Here is a 16,244-nt window from a genome sequence, read left to right as displayed (position 1 = left end):
TGTGACGTGTGGTAACTCCACCTTACCGATGAGCCCGGTGGCCACCGAGTTCGAAATCGCATGGGGTTGGGCATGCCCAACCCCATGCGATCACCTCAATCTACACCGGAAATTACACCACGAGCGCGGACGCTAACCTCGCAAACGGCAGTTTTGTCCCATGACGGAGCGTTCCGCTCCCGGCAGCAGGCGACCAGAAATTGCCTTTTATGAGCGGGAACGCGAACGGCCGGGTTCCCCAAAAGCGGCCAACGCTTAAAAATGGGCAGATTGTCTCACCATCAATGGCACATGACAGAAGCGCGTCTCGTAGCTAAGAGCGCAATCGGTGCATCGACTTCGCAAACTTGTCCTTGCCAATCGGCCCCTTGCCTGCGCGGTGCTTGTACTCGCGCTGATGATGAAGATCGTCATGCCGGCGGGGTTCATGCCAACCGTTTCGAACGGGCGGATCGTGGTCAGCATTTGCTCGGGTACCGGGCCGATGACGATGGTCATTACGATCCCCGGCCTTGAACATGGGAAATCCGGTAGCGACGGTCATCAGGGCAAGGCAGAACAGCCTTGCGCCTTCTCAGGCTTGTCGGCGCCGTCCCTCGCTGCTGCGGACCCAATTCTGTTGGCGGCTGCGATTCTGTTCGTGCTGGCGCTCGGCACGCGCCCTCTGGTGCTGCGAGCTTCGACAGCGCCACCCTATCTGCGTCCACCCCTGAGGGGGCTTCCGGCAATCTGATCGTTCGTCGTCGCATGAGGGGCTGAGGGGACGGGTGCGTGTATCGCGTCCGCCTCCTTCGCTGTCATGCACCTGCGTCCGATTTGGCTTGGCTCAATGCGCGCTCTTGCGGCTGCCAGGCCTGCCGAGGATTACCATCATGATAATCGCTGCCTGGTTTTGCCGGGTTCGCCACTTCGCATGACTGCGCGAAGTCGCATCCTCCTGCGCCAGTTCCATTTGTGGCTGGGCGATCGTCAAGCGGACCCGTCCCTGGTATGAAGCGGGAGCGGCGGCATGACGCAGGTATATTTCTCGGAGGCTCGCCACGCCGATGATGTCCTGCGGCTCGCGCTCGGCGCCGCGCAGCTCCCGACCGACGATCTCGGCGGTCCCGACCAGATGTTCTTCAGCCTGTCCGACGATGAAGAGCTGATCGGGTTCATCGGCCTGGAAGGTAGCGGCACCGACCGGCTGCTCCGCTCGCTGGTCGTGCTGCCGACCCGGCGCGGCAAAGGATATGGCCGGATGCTGGTCGAACGCCTTGAAGGCGTTGCTGATGGCGCGGTCGAGCGGCTGCACCTCCTGACCAGCGGCACCGGGGAGTTCTTTCGCAGGCTTGGTTACACCGATGCCGATCGCGACGCCGCGCCGGCCTTCATCGCAGCGACCGCGCAGTTCACGTCGCTGTGCGGTCCGCGCGCGACCTATCTCGTCAAGGATCTTGGATGACGCGCCTTCGTGACGTACCCGACGCCGACCATCTGCCAGCACTCGATCGCGGCATCGCGATCACCCGGCCCGCCGCCGGCATGGGCGACGATCAGCCGCCGCCTCGCATCCTGCTGCTGTACGGGTCGCTGCGCGAACGCTCGTTCAGCCGACTCGCGGCTGAGGAAGCGGCACGACTGCTGATCCTCTTCGGCGCGGAGGTGCGGATATTCGATCCCAGCGACCTGCCGCTCCCAGATCAGGTGAAGGGTGACGATCATCCGGCGGTCCATGAGCTGCGCCAGCACGCGCTCTGGTCCGAAGGCATGGTTTGGTGCAGCCCCGAGCGGCACGGCCAGATCACCGGCATCATGAAGGCGCAGATCGACCATCCGCCGCTGGAGTTCGGCGGCATGCGGCCGACCCAGGGTCGCACGCTCGCGGTCATGCAGGTGTCGGGCGGCTCGCAGTCGTTCAACGCGGTCAACACGCTGCGCCTGCTTGGCCGCTGGATGCGCATGATCACGATCCCCAACCAGTCGAGCGTGGCGATGGCGTTCAAGGAATTCGACGAGGCCGGCCGCATGAAGCCGTCGAGCTATTATGACCGCATCGTCGACGTGATGGAGGAACTGGTGCGGTTCACGATCCTGACCCGCCCGCACGCCGGCCAGCTCGTCAACCGCTATTCCGAACGGAAGGCTGTACAGGCAAAGCGTAACGCTGCCACCGATCTTGCGGTCCAAGCCGTTCTGTAGGCCAGCACATCAATCATCGACTAATCGGAAAGCCGAGCCGCCATCGCCACGTTGCAGCATCACCTCCATCCTATTGTGCTCGGCCGGGAAGCATCGCTGTAAGGATATACTTCCCACTCCTCCTCGTTTCGAAAACAACTCCGGCAAGGTGGAGGGCAATCAGAACGTACAGCAAATTTACCGCTGACTCGTGCACTTCCTTCAAGGGCTCGTCCTCTGCGTCATCGACTGTCTCTTTCCGCTCAGAACCTTTGAGTAAGACGCTGTCCCTGTTATCTGTGCCTCGACCAACGGCGTGGGACGGAGCCTCGCTAATCCATTTCGTGGAGGGCAGACCAGCCATGCCAATGCCGGTCGCTATGATGATGCTAAGCGTTCCCCAAATAGCGTAGACCATCAATGCACCTAACGGATTGTGCGATGGATGGATTTCATTGTGTCCGGCTCTAATCTCCCGGATATGGGCAAGCGCTTTACGCGGGCTCGGTGGGAACGCTGTGAACCGTGCCTCTTTGGGTCCAACGAAACCCCAGAGCAGTCTAAACGCCAAAACGGTTGCGAGGGCGTATCCCACCCAGACGTGCGGCCCCGAACCCTCTTCCGTGAAAATTGCATTCCCGATGACAGCAAGAACGATTGACCAATGGGTCACCTTAACAACGGGGTCCCATTTCGCCTTTGCTCGGGCTGAATCTTTTAGGGGCCGGACTGGGATTCCAGGTTTTGAACTCTGCATTTCAGATTCCTCCGCGTGAATGGGAAGATGACTTCATTCTCTACAGCGATTGCCAACCTACGCCCTCATGGCTCCTTCTCGTTACCTTGCCATATCGTATGAGAATCGATGAGTAATTTCACGATAGCTCGTGTCGCAGAGCTGCGTGCGTCTATGGCCAGCCGGTCCGCATCATGTGCTTGCCGTCGGGAATAGAGCAGATCGGACAGGTCGATAATGCCCCCTTCGTACCCGCGCTCCGTCCGTGTGGCGGCGTCGAGCGAACTTCTGGCAGCACCCTGAAGCCGCTGCCAAGCGACGTAGCGGCCAGAGGCGTTCGCCATATCAGTATCGGCCATCGCCAGCACCATCCGGCGCGCTTGCGCGAGATCCATAGAGGCAGCGGAGGCATTGGCTTCCGCCTGATCCTGCTGGAATTTCCGGTATCGTCCTCCCAATGGGATCGAGAAGACGACACCGACACCGCGTTCAATGCCAGAACGCTCGCTAAAGGCCCGGACGCCCAGCTGTGGGTCCGGCAAGCGATCAGCCTTCGCCCGCCGTGCGACGACTTCAAGACGCAGAGCTTCGCGATCAGCAGCCCCAATTTCATGACTGCGCTGGATCAACAGATCATGAAGTGCAGTCAGGTCCTGAGAAGGCAGGACTGGATCAGCCAAGGATGGTGCGTCCGACGGCAGGGCCAGATCGGGGAAGTTCGATTGCAGCAGCGCTCGCGCCTGTTTCATATCAGCCAGGCTGGCTGCCGCGACACCCTTGGCCTGATCGAGCGCCGCCTGGGCCTGGTCGGTGTCAAGCATCGATGCATCGCGTAACTGCACTCGCCTCTTCACGGCAGCGAGACCGCGTTCGAGTAATGCGACGTTCGATTGATCCGTGCGGTTGAGCTCGCTTGCCGTCAGCCAGTCGTACCAGAGCTGCGACAGATACAAGGCCGCCTGATGGCGCGTATCTTCCATCCGGTTTTGCGCGACCTCGACACCAAGCTGGCCTGCCTCGCGATCCAGGGCAGCCTTCCCGGGCAAGCGAAAAGATCGGCTGACCGTGCCGTCGAACTCCGTATAATTCCGCTCCAGCCGCACGTCGCGATTGATGTAGCTTCCGGTGAGCTGGACCTCGTGAGGGCCAACGCGGAGCATATCGCTCGCCGCCGATGCAGCGCCGACGCGCTTGCCCGCTGCCTCGACGGTCGGATGACCGTCAAGCGCCTTCACCACCTGCTCCTCAGGCGGCAAGGACCATTGAAGACCAGTCGCTTGCGCGTGCGCGGCAGTTGCGAGCGCAGTCGCTATCGAGATGGATAGCGGCAAGAGGGCAGTCAGCTTCTTCATGAAATCCTCCCGCGCTCGATGATCGGCAAGGAGTGCCAGCGCACAGGTTGTTTGCGGCGCGATGAGGCAACCGCAGCGATTATGGCGGGGATCATGGAATCCTCGACGACGAGCTCGAATGCGATCCGATGGAGGACTCCTCTTACCTGCTCATGCGTTCCGGCGTCGCTGAAGTCGCGACCGAGAACGGCTTCCTCACGGCGATGGATCGGCGCGGACGCAACGGTTCGAATAGCCTCCACCAGAGTTCCCGCATCCGGAGGGGAACAGTGGAGGACCAGCAGAAGCTCAGCCATTGGCCAGCACCTCTTCGAAATCCTGCTCGCCGCGGCCCTCTCCGAACCTTTCGAAAAGGATCGGGAGAAGTACCAGAGTGAGCAACGTGGACGTGACCAGCCCGCCGATGACCACAATGGCAAGCGGGCGCTGTATTTCGGATCCCGGACCGGTCGCGAACAGCAGGGGGACCAGGCCGAAAGCGGTAATACTCGCGGTCATTAGGACGGGGCGGAGGCGTCGCTCGGCACCCAGGCGCACCGTCTGCGTCATGCTCTGCCCCTCCTGACGGAGTTGGCGGAAATAGGAGACCAGCACCAAGCCGTTCAGCACCGCGATGCCAAGCAGAGCAATGAAGCCGACGGAAGCAGGCACTGACAGATACTCTCCCGATGCCCAGAGCGAGATCAGGCCGCCGACCATGGCGAAGGGAATGTTGACCAGGATCAGCGTGGCGGCCCGCAGCGAACGCAAGGTGGCGAGCAGGACGAAGAAGATAAGGAGCAGCGCGACGGGAATGACCATCATGAGCCGAGCCGATGCACGCTGCTGATTTTCGAACTGGCCACCCCACACGATGCGATAGCCGGGCGGGAGCGGCACCTTGCTCGCGACTGCGGCCTTCGCCTCGTCCACATAGCCCACCAGATCACGACCAGAGACGAAGGCCTGGACCAGAGCGAAGCGGGAACCATTCTCATGGTCGAGCTTCACCGGACCCTGCGTATGCTTCACCTGCGCCATGTCGCTGACCCGGGCGAGCGTTCCACCCGGCGTCATGATCTGCAGGTCTTCAAACCGGGTCGCATCATTGCGGATGCTTTCGTCACCGCGGATGACGATCGGGATCCGCTTCTGACCTTCGGCGACGATACCGGACCGAACGCCTTCCACCTGTGCGCGCAAGGTGTCCTGTAACTGATCGATCGGCATGCCAAACCGGCCTGCGGCTGCTCGGTCGATGTCGAGCTGCAGGTAGTCCACGCTGTCGTTCGCGACCGTCAACACTTCCGTCGCGCCGCGCACCTGGCCCAACTCATGCTGCACGCGACCTGCAAGATCCGCGAGGACCGCCGAATCCGGTCCGAAAATCTTGACAGCCAGGTCGCCCCGGGCGCCGGTCAGCATTTCCGAGACACGCATTTCGATCGGCTGGGTGAAACTGGGCTGGATGCCAGGCAGGCCGTCGACGGCCTTGCGGATCTGCTCCAGGACGAACTCCTTGCTGCCGCGCCACTCGGACTGCGGCTTCAGACGGACGAAGGTGTCGGTCTCATTAGGTCCCATCGGATCAAGCCCGATTTCGTCAGCACCAACCCGCGCGATGACTTCCTGCACCTCGGGGACACCCATCAAGGCGCGCTCGACCGCCTTGTCGCCCTCGACGGACTGGGCCAAGCTGATGGAGGGAAGTTTCGTCAGCTGCACGATGACCGACCCCTCATCCATCGTCGGCATGAAGGTTTTGCCCACCGCTCCATAGGCCAATCCGGCGAGGACCAGTCCGAGAGCCGAAAGGCCGTAGACCAGGCTCTTGCGCGCAAACGCGCCATTCAGAAGCGCACGGTAGCGAGGCGTTAGCCAGCGCATCACCCATGGGTCTCCATGATGTCCGCTTTTCAAGCCGAACGAAGCAAGGACGGGGACGAGCGTCAGCGCCAGCAGGAGCGATCCCGCAAGGGCGAAGACAATGGTGAGGGCAACCGGCGCGAACAGCTTGCCTTCCAGCCCCTGCAGCGCGAGCAGAGGAAGGAACACAAGTGCGATGATGATGATGCCCGCCGATACCGGCACAGTCACGTCGCTGGTTGCGCGGAAGACTTGGTGAAGGCGCGGATGGGAGTCATCCTGTTGGTGCGACAGACGCTCTACGACGTTCTCCACCACAACGACCGCACCATCCACGAGCATGCCGATAGCAATGGCCAGTCCACCGAGGCTCATGAGATTCGCGGACAACCCGGCCATGCTCATGAACAGGAACGTCACCAGCGCGGCCATCGGCAGTGTGACCGCAACGATCGCGGCGGCTCGCCAGTCACCGAGGAAAACGATCAGAAGGATCACGACCAGGACGGTCGCTTCCAGCAACGCTTCCTCAACCGTTCCAATCGCTCGGCCGATCAGATCGGACCGATCGTAGAAGACCGCGATGTGCGTTCCGGCTGGAAGGCCACGCTCGACCTCTGCCAGACGGTCTTTGACGCCGGTCACAACCTGCCGTGCATCGGCACCGCGAAGAGCGATCACAAGGCCCTCGACCGCCTCTGCCTTGCCGTTCTTGGACACCGCGCCATAGCGCGTCAGGCTTCCGGTCCCGACACTCGCTACATCTCCCAGGCGGACGATACGGCCGTCACGGCTCGTTATGACCAGCGACTGAAGATCGGCGACGGACCGGATCGCGCCGACAGCCCGAACGATCAGGGATTCTTCGCCAGTGACGAGGCGGCCGGCTCCGTCGTTGCGATTGCCACTGTCGATGGCCGTCTTGATGTCGGCAACGGAGAGGTGGGCTCCGGCCAAGGCGAGAGGATCGGGCCGGACCTCGAATGTACGGACATATCCACCAAGCGCGTTGACGTCGGCGACGCCGGGCACAGTCCGCAGAGCGGGACGGATGGTCCAGTCGAGAAGCTCCCGCTTCTGCTGGAGGCTGAGCGGCCCCTCGATCGTGAACATGAAGATATCGGACAGAGGCGTGGAAATCGGCGCCAGGCCGCCCGACACGCTCGCCGGCAGATCCGCCATCACTCCGGAAAGGCGCTCCGCGACTTGCTGGCGCGCCCAATAGATATCTGTGCCGTCGGTGAAGTCGATGGTGATATCGGCGATCGCATATTTGGCGGACGAACGCAGGATAGACTGCCGGGGAATGCCCAGCATCTCCATCTCGATCGGGGCAATTACGCGGCTCTCAACCTCCTCCGGCGTCATGCCGGGAGCCTTGAGAATGATCTTGACCTGCGTCTGCGCTATATTGGGATACGCATCCACGGGTAGCTGAACGAAGGCCCATGCGCCGAGGCCGGCGACAGCCAGTGCAAGCGCTACGACGAGCAGGCGATAGGACAGAGCCTTCGCGACGAGTGACTGAAGCATGGGCCCGACCTATTTCGAGATGGCGAGCGCTTTGAGCGCGCTTGTGCCCGTAGTGACGACGTTCTCACCGATGCTGACGCCGGTCAGGAGGAGGACTTGGCCATCCACCGCGCCGCCCTTTGTCACCTCGCGCTGAACATAACCGCCCCGGACCGCGACGAAGACCACCGACTTGCCGTCTGTATCTACTACGGCCGCGGCAGGCAGGACGACTGCGCCTTTCGGTGCAGGCCCGAATATCGTGACATTGCCGGTGGCGCCTGCAATGACCCCTGGAGCAGCGGGAAGGCTCGCCTTCAGCGAGGCAGATCGCGTCATCGCGTCGATGGTGCTGCCGACAGATGTGACGGTGCCAGAAAGCGCGCCGAGTTTGACCGTCATGCCGGGTCTGATCTGTCCAACAAGCCGCTCGGGAACCTGGGCGACGACTTCGTAACGGCCATTCGCATCGATCACATAGGGAGCAGTCGTCCCGTCCAACGGGTCGCCTGTCTGGATCTTGGCACGCGTGATTCTGCCCGCGATCGGAGCTGTCAGCGTGTAGGTGCCGCTGCTCCCATGCCCGCCGACAAGGCTGAGAATGCGGCTTTTCTCGCGAACGTCCGCACGCGCCTCCATGGCCACTGCGCGGGCTTCGTCGGCTCGCGCTCCGGCTATCACCCCTTCCTTGTCCAGCTGGGAGAGCCTGGCTGCACTCGTCTGCGCGACGCCCAACCGTGCATTTGCACGCGCGAGATCGGCGCCCAGCGTCAGAATGTCGCGGCTCGAAACCACGGCCAGTGGTTGCCCGGCCCGTACGCTGTCGCCTTCCACGACCATGGTGCGCATCACCACACCCGGAAGTGTCGCGGTCACCGCCACACGCGCATTAGCGGGCGGACTGATCGTGGCGGGGAGATCGGCGATCGGCGCTTCTGATGCAGGCAATGCCGGAGAGGCCTTGATGCCGAGCAATCTCGCCCTGTCCGGCAGCACGGCAAGCATGCCGGCAGCTTTCTCGGTCTTGACCTGCGTTCCCGCCGAGACGGTTTCCGAGCGAGGAAACATAGTCCAGCCCAAGCCCGCGACTGCGACGGCTACAATGGCGCCGCCCACCAGATATTTGCGTCCGTTTTCCATTTCGCCGCGATATCGGGTTCAACCTGACGGCGTCTTGACGATGGGAAATTACTGCAGGCGGAAATCCAGGATGAGTTCTCTCAAGGTCTCGCTCGTTCGAATATGACCGTTATGTGCGCTCATAATCCGATGGGTTATGGAGAGGCCGAGACCCGCGCCATGGGGGCTGGCATGGTCTGCTCGCTGATGGCGGCGGATGAGTTGCGCCAGCTTCTCTTCGCTGAGGCCGGCGCCTTGGTCGCGCACCCTGATGATCGCTCCGGGCCCGGATATGATCGTCACGGTGCCACCCATGGGCGTCGCGCGGACGGCATTTTCAATAAGGTTTCGGATTCCCGCCCCGATCGCTTCCCTGTGGCCGTATATCTTTGGCACCTGGCCTTCGGACTCTATCGCGATCTCGCGTCCTTGCGCGATGACGGTCGCTGCCAGGGACGAGACACTGTCTTCAGCCAATGTCTCGAGATCGAGTGGCTCAGGCGTCATGGGCATGGTGGCGTCCGCGTCGATCTGCGCCAGTAGCAGGAGCTGATCCACAAGACGGCGCATGGCGCTGACCTGCGCCTTCAGAGGATCTCCATCCGATCCCTCGCGTCGATCAAGCTCTAGAGACAAAATGGCCAACGGCGTCCGCAATTCGTGGGCGACGTCAGACGCAAAATCCGCCTGTTGCTGAGCTGAGGTGTCGAGTCGGTGAAGCAGGTTGTTGATGGATCGCACGAACGGTTTCGCTTCAGCAGGCATATCGGCTTCATCGATCTGCATCCCGCGTTCGGTCGGTGCGGTTTCGATATGACGCGCCGCTTTGCTCAGGGGCTCGAACGCCGTTCTGATGACCCATGTGGTTGCAAGGCCCATTGGCAGGATCAGCACCACCAGTGGGATGAGAACATGATCGAACAGTTCCGTCGATGCCGCGTCGCGCATGGTCGGATCGAGCAAGGCGCTAAACGGTATGCCATATTCCGAGAGGACAGCGTAGATCAGCGACACCGTACCGATGGCGCCAACCAGCAGCAGGCCACCGATGAGCCGATGGCCAACCGAAAGTCGCTTCAGCACGGTTCCCGGTCTTCTAGCAAGTAGCCTAGCCCCTTGATCGTATGGAGCATGTTGCGAGCTCCGCATTCCTCAAGTCGACGACGCAGCCGCGAGATTGCGGCATCCACTGCATTAGGGGATATCTCGTCTCGAAAACTATACAGTGCATTTTCGATACGAGATCGACGAACGACTGCACCAGCCTCCCGCATGAGTAACTCAAGCAGGCTGGTCTCGCGAGGTGACAGATCGATGGCCTTACCCTGATACCGCGCGCGATGAGCGCTCGTGTCATAGGATAGGCTGCCCACCTCCAACACGGGCGCTGCCCGAGCTCCCGGACGGCGAAGTAGTGCCCGAATCCTCGCTGCCAGCTCATCCGCCTCTACCGGTTTGACGACATAGTCGTCAGCGCCGCCGTCCAGTCCATCGACCCGCTGCTGGAGCGAACTGCGGGCTGTCAGCATCAGGACCGGCACCGCAAGGCCCGCGTCACGCCTCTTCTTGATCCAATGTACGCCGTCACCATCGGGCAAGCCCAGATCGAGGATGAGTGCATCATACTGAGCCGACCCAAGAGCCAGATCCGCCTCCGCTGCCGAATAGGCACAATCGCATACGAATTTCCGACGCGTAAGGCCCTCCGCCGTCAGATCTGCCAGGTGGCGATTGTCTTCAATGATCAGAATGCGCATGCTCTCATCCGGCGATGGTTTTACCCGGCATATTACCGAACCGATCTGACATCGTCCTGACCATATGAATTTCTTCTGACGCTTGTGATCCGATACGGCGTCGCGCCTCCAAATTTGTGCGGATCGAGCTTGCCGGACTGGCACGAGATAGCGAACAGGCTATAATGCGGGTCAAAGAAATGGCTTGGCTTCAAAGGGGATTACGATGCGCAGCCACCGGGAAACCCATCTCGTCTCTCGTATCGGATGGCTTCGTGCCGCGGTGCTAGGCGCCAACGACGGCATCGTATCCACGGCTAGCCTGATGATCGGCGTCGCTGCGTCCGGTGCCTCCCGTTCTTCCATGTTGATATCTGGTATAGCGGGTCTGGTGGCCGGCGCGATGTCGATGGCGGCGGGCGAATATGTGTCGGTAAGCTCTCAGTCTGACACCGAAGCGGCGGACTTGCGCCGGGAGCAGCAGGAAATCGCTGACAATCCCGATGCGGAATTGGCAGAGTTGGCTGGTTTCTATGTTCAGCGAGGGGTCGACGAAAAGACCTCGCATGAGGTTGCGAAACAACTCATGGAGCATGATGCACTGGGTGCTCATGCTCGCGAAGAACTCCACATCACCGAGATGACTGCCGCACGCCCGATCACAGCGGCATTGACGTCTGCCTCGACGTTCACGGCCGGAGCCCTGCTGCCTCTCATCCTTGCGGCTTTGCTGCCGGCGTCGCTCACCGTAACAGGCGAAGCGCTGGGATCGCTCCTGTTCCTGGCGCTCCTGGGATGGGTGGGAGCTGCCGCTGGCGGTGCAAACCCGCTCAAACCTGTCGGTCGTGTGGTGTTCTGGGGGGCGTTGGCCATGGGTTTGACCGCTGGCATTGGCAGCTTGGTCGGGAAAGCAATTTAGGACAAAGGCCCAAAAGCTGCGCACATGAAACTTCTTCTACGACGTTAAGAGCGTGTCGCTTGCAGCGACCACCGCAGCACTCGCTACAAAGCCAAACGAGGCAAACAGCGCGTAAATATCTTAATCAAGCACTTGAGCAAATCCGGCCACCCCTTCAGGTAATGATGGACGACGCTCCGGTTTGGCAGACGGCCGGATTTCTTCGACCTTACCCAGGCCTCCGAAAATCGCTTCCATTGTTCGGACGCACAAAGCGACCCCCTCGTCAGCAAGCGCGTACCAAACGAGTTTGGCCTCCTTTCTCGTTTGAACGAGATTGGCCCGGCGTAACTCCCCTAGCTGCTGGCTGAGTGCTGGTTGGACAATGTCTGTCGCTTCGCCGATCTCCGATACGTTGCGCTCCCCGCGTAACAGGCAAGAGAGGATCATGAGGCGCTGTGGTTGCGCAAAGACCTTGAGCTTTTCGGACGCGACGGTCGCAGCTTCGCGGTCCTCGTAAAATGCCTCGTTCATAGCGCGTCCGCAAAGCGGCAAAACCAGTCCTGGCGATCTTCTGCGATGTCAGATGGTGGGCAGAGCAAAGGCTGTCCTTCCCGCCATCCTTCAGGCGCAAGTTTCTGGGCACTGCCCACCACTTGCAGTGCTTTAAGCAACCGCAGCATCTCATCGACCGATCGCCCAACATTATGGGGGTAGCATGTGATCGCCCTTATGACCCCTTCGGGATCGATGAAGAATGTCGAACGCATAGCCATGCTGTCAGCAGATTGCTCGTCAACCATGCCATAGGCATGCCCAATCGCCATGCTCGGATCCTCGATTATCGGGAAGCGGACATCCGCTCCGAGCGTCTCTCGGATCGCTCTGACCCACGCCATGTGCGAGTAAAGGCTGTCGACTGACAGTCCCAACAGCGACGTTTCAAGGGCATCAAATTCCGACTGCCGACGGGCGAGTTCAGCGAATTCGGTGCTGCAAACTGGCGTGAAGTCAGCGGGATGGGAAAAAAAGATCACCCATCGTCCACGCAACTTTGAAAGCTGAATTTCGCCCCCGGTCGAACGGGCGCGAAAGTCTGGCGCGGGCTCTCCAATGCGCGGTGAGCGAGATTCAATTCTTTGGGCCATTTCCATGACGTCTCCTTCGACGCTCCTCCCTCTTGACGCAACAAGATTATTCGATTACACGATATATGTAAATGTGAATTTGTGAGGTTTTCCGTGGCCGACTCCGCTCTTGCAGCCGCCTCATCGCAGATCTCAGCCGCTCAAACGGACACCCCCCAGATCAAGGCGTTCTTTGACGAGCCGACCTTCACGGTGACCTATGTTGTTCATGATCCCGAGAGCCGCCACGCTGCGATCATCGACAGCGTGCTGGACTATGACCCCGCCTCGGGTCGCACCTCCTTCTCCTCGGCAAACGCGCTTGTCGCTTTTGTCGAGGAGAAGGGGCTTGCTATCGACTGGCACCTGGAGACGCACGCTCACGCGGATCACCTGTCAGCTGCGCCATATCTGAAGGAGAAGTTGGGCGGGCAAATCGCCATCGGCGAGCAAATCATCACGGTGCAGCAGGCATTTGGTAAGCTTTTCAACGCGGGCACCGATTTCGAGCGCAACGGTTCCGACTTCGATCATTTGTGGAAAGACGGTGATCACTTCCGGATCGGCAATCTTGATGTAACCGTGCTGCATGTGCCGGGGCACACGCCGGCCTGTATCGCCTATGTGATCGGCGACGCCGTCTTTGTCGGCGATACCATGTTCATGCCCGACTACGGCACGGCACGTGCTGATTTTCCCGGTGGCGATGCCCGAACCCTCTATCAATCTGCGATGCGGCTTCTGTCGCTCCCGCCGGAAACGCGGCTGTTCATGTGCCACGATTATCTTCCGGAAGGGCGCAAGGACTATGTCTGGGAAACGACCGTAGAGGCCGAGCGCCAAGCCAACGTCCATATCCATGACGGGGTAAGCGAAGACGAATTTGTCGCGATGCGCGAGGCCCGCGACAAGACGCTCGCGATGCCGCGCCTCATTCTGCCTTCTGTCCAGGTGAACATGCGCGCCGGTCATTTCCCGCCTGCCGAGGACAATGGCGTCACGTACCTCAAGATTCCGGTCAACGCAGTATGATGCTGCCCGGCTTCCCCAATGCCACCCCCGTCGCGGGGTTGGTTGGCGGCCTGCTGATCGGGCTTGCGGCAGCGATCATGCTGCTCGGACTTGGTCGCATCGCTGGTGTAAGCGGTATGTTGGCCCGCGCGTCGGGAATTTCCGATACGGGCACACCGCGCGCCATAGCGCTCGCGTTCATCGCCGGACTGCCGCTTGGTGCGCTCCTCGTCATACTGTCTTCCAGCAGTATCAGACCGCTTTTTACAGGATCAGTCCTGCAACTGGTCATTGCCGGACTGCTCGTAGGTTTCGGCACGCGCCTTGGTTCAGGCTGCACGAGCGGTCACGGGGTCTGCGGTCTCTCCCGACTTTCGCGCCGGTCGATGGTCGCAACGCTGACCTTCATGGTCAGCGGCTTCGCCACCGTTGGGCTGATGCGCGCTTTCGGTTTCATCAACGGATAGTCGGAGGACACCGGACATGAAGAGGAATATGGGAACGGTCGATCGGATGCTGCGCACCATCGCAGCCTTGGCGATCGGTTATCTCTGGTGGACCGGAACGATCAGCGGGGACCTCGGTGTCGGCTTGGCGATCGTCGCAGTTATATTCCTTCTGACAAGCGCGGTCAGCTTCTGTCCGCTCTACCGCCCGCTCGGCCTTTCAACCTGCGGCACTGGGAAGTGAAGGTCCCTGCCATCTCGTTGCTAGCGGGCACCTTGTTCGGAGCTGGGCTCACCATATCCGGCATGGCTGACCCCGCGCGGGTGCGCGCCTTCCTCGATCTGTTCGGGGCCTGGGATCCCACGCTTGCCTTCGTGATGGTCGGTGCGATGGTGCCGATGGCGATCGCCTGGTTGGTCCAGAAGCGGATGCCGCGACCGATCGTCTGCGAGGCGTTCGACTTGCCCGGTACAAGCTTGCTGGATGCCAAGTTGCTTGGCGGAGCGTCATTGTTCGGGATCGGTTGGGCGATCGGGGGACTATGTCCCGGCCCCGCACTCGCCGACCTTGCCATCGCACCAATTGAAGCCGGAATTTTCGTCGCCGCCATGCTCGCCGGCATGACCGCGCACCGCATCATTACAAAATGAAAAGAGGCCCGCTTCAGAGCGGGATCGAGGAGAAGCCATGGACATCAAGCCGCTCAATCGGGACTTTGCAATCTCCCCGCAGATTGATCTCGCCGACCTTCCGGCAATCGCCGCCCAAGGTTACAAGGCGATCATCTGCAATCGACCTGATAACGAGGAGAAGGGTCAGATTGCCGCTACGGAGCTTCGTGAAGCTGCCGAACGACTGGGCTTAGAGTTCGCGCATGCGCCCGCAGTCTCGGGGGCGATTACCGATGCGAATGTTGAGGCCATGGCAAGTGCGCTAGCGCGCCTTCCTAGGCCGATTCTCGCCTTTTGCCGCTCCGGCGCGAGGTCGACGAAGTTGTATGACCTCTCCTCCTCTCGGAGCCAATCGGCCCCTGTAGTCCATATTCACGATGTCGTGATTGTCGGCGGCGGTGCAGCGGGGATTGCGACGGCAGCAAGCCTTCTAAAGCGCAATCCGAAGCTCGATATTGCAGTTATCGAGCCATCTGAGGAGCATTATTATCAGCCCGGTTGGACTATGGTCGGCGCCGGTGTCTTCGAGAGAGAGTTCACACGACGCACTGAAGCGCAGGTCATGCCGAGCCGAGTGAACTGGATCCGCGCAGCAGCCTCGGATTTTGCCCCCGACGAAAACAAGGTGATCCTCAGTGATGGCGGCGAAGTCCGCTACCGTGTTCTCGTTGCCTGTCCGGGTATCAAATTGGATTGGAACGCTATTCCGGGCTTGGCCGATACGATCGGCAAGAACGGCGTGACGTCCAACTATGGCTATGATCTTGCGCCCTACACCAACAGACTGGTGAAGCAATTCAAGGGCGGACGGGCGCTGTTCACCCAGCCCGCAATGCCGATCAAGTGTGCCGGCGCGCCGCAAAAAGCGATGTACCTTTCCTGTCATCGCTGGGAAAAGGCAGGCGTCCTGAAAGACATCGACGTCCAGTTCCACACCGCCGGCGCGGTGCTGTTCGGCGTTGCCGCCTATGTCCCGGCACTGATGGAATATGTCGAGCGCTATGGCGCGCACCTCAACTTCGAATCGAAGCTCGTCGCGATCGATGGCGCCGCAAAAGTGGCGACTTTCGAACGCAAGGATAGCGACGGCACCGGACGCGTCGAAGAGCGCTTCGACATGATTCACGTCGTGCCGCCACAGGTCGCGCCGGATTTCGTGCGCACCAGTTCCCTCGCAGCAGCCTCCGGCTTCATCGAAGTCAACGAGGCGACGCTTCGACATGTGCGCTATCCTAATGTATTTGCATTGGGCGACGCCTGCTCCGCCTCGAATGCCAAGACCGCCGCTGCGGCGCGCAAGCAGGCGCCGGTTGTCGCGGTCAATGTACTTGCCGTGCTCGAGGGCAAGCCGCCGACCGCTGACTATGACGGCTATGGCTCCTGTCCGCTAACGGTCGAGGCTGGCAAGATCGTGCTCGCCGAGTTCGGCTATGGCGGCAAATTGCTGCCCAGCTTTCCCAATTGGCTGATCGACGGAACGCGGCCCTCGCGCCTGTCCTGGCTCCTCAAGGACACCATCCTGCCGCCGGTTTACTGGCATGGCATGCTCAAGGGCCGGGAATGGATGGTCGCGCCGCACGCGATCGAAGCGGCGCACTGAGCCATGCTTGAGCCGCTTCAATATGCCCTC

19 protein-coding genes are annotated in these 16,244 nt (G+C 60.9%); 9 read left to right on the top strand and 10 right to left on the bottom strand.

Annotated elements, in window-relative coordinates:
- Positions 1-397: 397 nt before the first annotated feature.
- Positions 398-733, top strand: coding sequence for a hypothetical protein (locus AC13EK_RS16145; RefSeq protein ID WP_230588556.1), 336 nt, complete (start codon positions 398-400; stop codon positions 731-733).
- 93 nt (positions 734-826) lie between these two features.
- Here the strand turns inward: AC13EK_RS16145 and AC13EK_RS16140 are convergent, their stop codons facing one another.
- Positions 827-973, bottom strand: coding sequence for a hypothetical protein (locus AC13EK_RS16140; protein WP_155276474.1), 147 nt, complete (start codon positions 971-973; stop codon positions 827-829).
- 36 nt (positions 974-1,009) lie between these two features.
- On the opposite strand from AC13EK_RS16140, the gene AC13EK_RS16135 reads away from it, so the two are divergent.
- Both AC13EK_RS16135 and arsH read left to right on the top strand, forming a co-directional pair.
- Positions 1,010-1,444: a GNAT family N-acetyltransferase gene (locus AC13EK_RS16135; protein ID WP_010338401.1), complete on the top strand. Its 435-nt coding sequence runs from the start codon at positions 1,010-1,012 to the stop codon at positions 1,442-1,444.
- Positions 1,441-2,181, top strand: a complete 741-nt coding sequence (arsH, locus tag AC13EK_RS16130; protein WP_010338400.1) for an arsenical resistance protein ArsH — start codon at positions 1,441-1,443, stop codon at positions 2,179-2,181. The genes AC13EK_RS16135 and arsH overlap by 4 nt, the downstream gene beginning before the upstream one ends.
- Before the next feature lie 70 nt (positions 2,182-2,251).
- On the opposite strand, the gene AC13EK_RS16125 is transcribed toward arsH, so the two are convergent.
- The 7 genes from AC13EK_RS16125 to AC13EK_RS16095 all read right to left on the bottom strand — a co-directional run bounded on the left by AC13EK_RS16125 (position 2,252) and on the right by AC13EK_RS16095 (position 10,481).
- A complete protein-coding gene (locus AC13EK_RS16125) occupies positions 2,252-2,917 on the bottom strand; it encodes a cytochrome b/b6 domain-containing protein (protein ID WP_029547841.1) in 666 nt (221 codons plus the stop codon).
- Positions 2,918-2,982: 65 nt separating this feature from the next.
- Positions 2,983-4,248 (bottom strand): TolC family protein, encoded by a 1,266-nt coding sequence (locus AC13EK_RS16120; protein ID WP_052076617.1) that lies wholly within the window; start codon positions 4,246-4,248, stop codon positions 2,983-2,985.
- Positions 4,245-4,544 (bottom strand): DUF3240 family protein, encoded by a 300-nt coding sequence (locus AC13EK_RS16115; RefSeq protein WP_010338397.1) that lies wholly within the window; start codon positions 4,542-4,544, stop codon positions 4,245-4,247. The genes AC13EK_RS16120 and AC13EK_RS16115 overlap by 4 nt, the downstream gene beginning before the upstream one ends.
- Entirely contained in the window at positions 4,537-7,626 is a 3,090-nt protein-coding gene (locus AC13EK_RS16110; protein WP_037509346.1) for an efflux RND transporter permease subunit, read from the bottom strand. Before AC13EK_RS16110 ends, AC13EK_RS16115 begins: the two co-directional genes overlap by 8 nt.
- Before the next feature lie 9 nt (positions 7,627-7,635).
- Entirely contained in the window at positions 7,636-8,745 is a 1,110-nt protein-coding gene (locus AC13EK_RS16105) for an efflux RND transporter periplasmic adaptor subunit (protein ID WP_010338395.1), read from the bottom strand.
- A 48-nt stretch (positions 8,746-8,793) separates the two neighbouring features.
- On the bottom strand, positions 8,794-9,807 hold the full coding sequence (locus tag AC13EK_RS16100; RefSeq protein WP_010338394.1) for a sensor histidine kinase: 1,014 nt from the start codon (positions 9,805-9,807) through the stop codon (positions 8,794-8,796).
- Positions 9,801-10,481, bottom strand: a complete 681-nt coding sequence (locus AC13EK_RS16095) for a response regulator (protein WP_010338393.1) — start codon at positions 10,479-10,481, stop codon at positions 9,801-9,803. The genes AC13EK_RS16100 and AC13EK_RS16095 overlap by 7 nt, the downstream gene beginning before the upstream one ends.
- 205 nt (positions 10,482-10,686) lie before the next feature.
- Between AC13EK_RS16095 and AC13EK_RS16090 the strand changes: the two genes are divergently transcribed.
- Positions 10,687-11,379: a VIT1/CCC1 transporter family protein gene (locus tag AC13EK_RS16090; protein ID WP_010338392.1), complete on the top strand. Its 693-nt coding sequence runs from the start codon at positions 10,687-10,689 to the stop codon at positions 11,377-11,379.
- A gap of 120 nt (positions 11,380-11,499) precedes the next feature.
- On the opposite strand, the gene AC13EK_RS16085 is transcribed toward AC13EK_RS16090, so the two are convergent.
- Positions 11,500-11,892, bottom strand: a complete 393-nt coding sequence (locus AC13EK_RS16085; protein ID WP_010338391.1) for an ArsR/SmtB family transcription factor — start codon at positions 11,890-11,892, stop codon at positions 11,500-11,502.
- Positions 11,889-12,512: a peroxiredoxin gene (locus tag AC13EK_RS16080; RefSeq protein WP_010338390.1), complete on the bottom strand. Its 624-nt coding sequence runs from the start codon at positions 12,510-12,512 to the stop codon at positions 11,889-11,891. Before AC13EK_RS16080 ends, AC13EK_RS16085 begins: the two co-directional genes overlap by 4 nt.
- An 87-nt stretch (positions 12,513-12,599) precedes the next feature.
- On the opposite strand from AC13EK_RS16080, the gene AC13EK_RS16075 reads away from it, so the two are divergent.
- Genes AC13EK_RS16075 through AC13EK_RS16055 form a run of 5 tightly spaced genes read left to right on the top strand, consistent with a single transcriptional unit; the run spans position 12,600 to position 16,214 of the window.
- Positions 12,600-13,517: an MBL fold metallo-hydrolase gene (locus tag AC13EK_RS16075; protein WP_010338389.1), complete on the top strand. Its 918-nt coding sequence runs from the start codon at positions 12,600-12,602 to the stop codon at positions 13,515-13,517.
- A complete protein-coding gene (locus AC13EK_RS16070; protein ID WP_010338387.1) occupies positions 13,514-13,963 on the top strand; it encodes a YeeE/YedE family protein in 450 nt (149 codons plus the stop codon). The genes AC13EK_RS16075 and AC13EK_RS16070 overlap by 4 nt, the downstream gene beginning before the upstream one ends.
- Positions 13,964-13,979: 16 nt before the next feature.
- Positions 13,980-14,186 carry a YgaP family membrane protein gene (locus AC13EK_RS16065; RefSeq protein WP_010338386.1) on the top strand — a complete coding sequence of 69 codons (207 nt, stop codon included), beginning with the start codon at positions 13,980-13,982 and terminating at the stop codon, positions 14,184-14,186.
- Entirely contained in the window at positions 14,183-14,593 is a 411-nt protein-coding gene (locus AC13EK_RS16060; protein ID WP_010338385.1) for a DUF6691 family protein, read from the top strand. The genes AC13EK_RS16065 and AC13EK_RS16060 overlap by 4 nt, the downstream gene beginning before the upstream one ends.
- A gap of 37 nt (positions 14,594-14,630) precedes the next feature.
- Positions 14,631-16,214: a bifunctional protein tyrosine phosphatase family protein/NAD(P)/FAD-dependent oxidoreductase gene (locus AC13EK_RS16055; RefSeq protein ID WP_029547838.1), complete on the top strand. Its 1,584-nt coding sequence runs from the start codon at positions 14,631-14,633 to the stop codon at positions 16,212-16,214.
- Positions 16,215-16,244: the final 30 nt, after the last annotated feature.

This window comes from Sphingobium sp. L-44, assembly GCF_056859495.1.
The sequence above is the reverse complement of the archived record's forward strand: the minus strand, read 5'-3'. Positions and strand labels throughout refer to the sequence as shown.

What these genes read in the sequence shown, in the direction of transcription:
- AC13EK_RS16145 (WP_230588556.1), top strand. Translation starts at nt 398, where the DNA reads ATGATGAAGATCGTCATGCCGGCGGGGTTCATGCCAACCGTTTCGAAC.
- AC13EK_RS16135 (WP_010338401.1), top strand. Translation starts at nt 1,010, where the DNA reads ATGACGCAGGTATATTTCTCGGAGGCTCGCCACGCCGATGATGTCCTG.
- arsH (WP_010338400.1), top strand. Translation starts at nt 1,441, where the DNA reads ATGACGCGCCTTCGTGACGTACCCGACGCCGACCATCTGCCAGCACTC.
- AC13EK_RS16125 (WP_029547841.1), bottom strand. Translation starts at nt 2,917, where the DNA reads ATGCAGAGTTCAAAACCTGGAATCCCAGTCCGGCCCCTAAAAGATTCA.
- AC13EK_RS16120 (WP_052076617.1), bottom strand. Translation starts at nt 4,248, where the DNA reads ATGAAGAAGCTGACTGCCCTCTTGCCGCTATCCATCTCGATAGCGACT.
- AC13EK_RS16115 (WP_010338397.1), bottom strand. Translation starts at nt 4,544, where the DNA reads ATGGCTGAGCTTCTGCTGGTCCTCCACTGTTCCCCTCCGGATGCGGGA.
- AC13EK_RS16110 (WP_037509346.1), bottom strand. Translation starts at nt 7,626, where the DNA reads ATGCTTCAGTCACTCGTCGCGAAGGCTCTGTCCTATCGCCTGCTCGTC.
- AC13EK_RS16105 (WP_010338395.1), bottom strand. Translation starts at nt 8,745, where the DNA reads ATGGAAAACGGACGCAAATATCTGGTGGGCGGCGCCATTGTAGCCGTC.
- AC13EK_RS16095 (WP_010338393.1), bottom strand. Translation starts at nt 10,481, where the DNA reads ATGCGCATTCTGATCATTGAAGACAATCGCCACCTGGCAGATCTGACG.
- AC13EK_RS16090 (WP_010338392.1), top strand. Translation starts at nt 10,687, where the DNA reads ATGCGCAGCCACCGGGAAACCCATCTCGTCTCTCGTATCGGATGGCTT.
- AC13EK_RS16085 (WP_010338391.1), bottom strand. Translation starts at nt 11,892, where the DNA reads ATGAACGAGGCATTTTACGAGGACCGCGAAGCTGCGACCGTCGCGTCC.
- AC13EK_RS16080 (WP_010338390.1), bottom strand. Translation starts at nt 12,512, where the DNA reads ATGGAAATGGCCCAAAGAATTGAATCTCGCTCACCGCGCATTGGAGAG.
- AC13EK_RS16070 (WP_010338387.1), top strand. Translation starts at nt 13,514, where the DNA reads ATGATGCTGCCCGGCTTCCCCAATGCCACCCCCGTCGCGGGGTTGGTT.
- AC13EK_RS16065 (WP_010338386.1), top strand. Translation starts at nt 13,980, where the DNA reads ATGAAGAGGAATATGGGAACGGTCGATCGGATGCTGCGCACCATCGCA.
- AC13EK_RS16055 (WP_029547838.1), top strand. Translation starts at nt 14,631, where the DNA reads ATGGACATCAAGCCGCTCAATCGGGACTTTGCAATCTCCCCGCAGATT.